Source organism: Streptomyces sp. SID13726, from assembly GCF_010548375.1.
GTDB lineage: Bacteria > Actinomycetota > Actinomycetes > Streptomycetales > Streptomycetaceae > Streptomyces.
Window position 1 is genome coordinate 1 of the sequence record NZ_JAAGLY010000250.1, and the last position, 528, is coordinate 528.

At 74.4% G+C, this 528-nt stretch carries 1 protein-coding gene; it reads left to right on the top strand.

Annotation, left to right across the window (positions count from 1 at the left end; translation table 11 throughout):
* A partial coding sequence (locus G3I78_RS47460; RefSeq protein WP_203616509.1) for an acyl-CoA dehydrogenase family protein occupies nt 1-528 on the top strand: 528 nt, incomplete at both ends.

Below are 528 nucleotides of genomic sequence, written 5' to 3' on the forward strand. Positions count from 1 at the left end.
CCCTGATCGCGTACGGGTCCCAGGAGCAGCGGGACCGCTTCCTGCCCGGCATCGCGCGCGGCGAGGAGCTGTGGTGCCAGGGCTACAGCGAGCCGGGCGCCGGCTCCGACCTCGCGGGGATCCGTACCACCGCGGTACGGGACGCGGCGGACGGGCGGTTCCGGGTCACCGGCCAGAAGATCTGGACCTCCCTGGCCCGGGACGCCGACTGGTGCTTCGTCCTTGCCCGGACCGAACCGGGCTCGCGGCGCCACCGCGGCCTGTCCTTCCTGCTCGTGCGGATGGACCAGCCGGGCAGGGTCGAGGTCCGGCCGATCCGCCAGATGTCGGGGACGAGCGAGTTCAACGAGGTCTTCTTCGACGGGGCGGTGGCGGCGGAGGCCGTCGGCGGGGAGGGCGACGGCTGGACCGTGGCCATGGGTCTGCTCGCCCTGGAGCGCGGGGTCTCCACGCTCGTCCAGCAGATCGGCTTCGCGGCGGAGCTGGAGCGGGTGGTGGGGGCCTACGTGGGCGCGCTGCCGGAGGGCG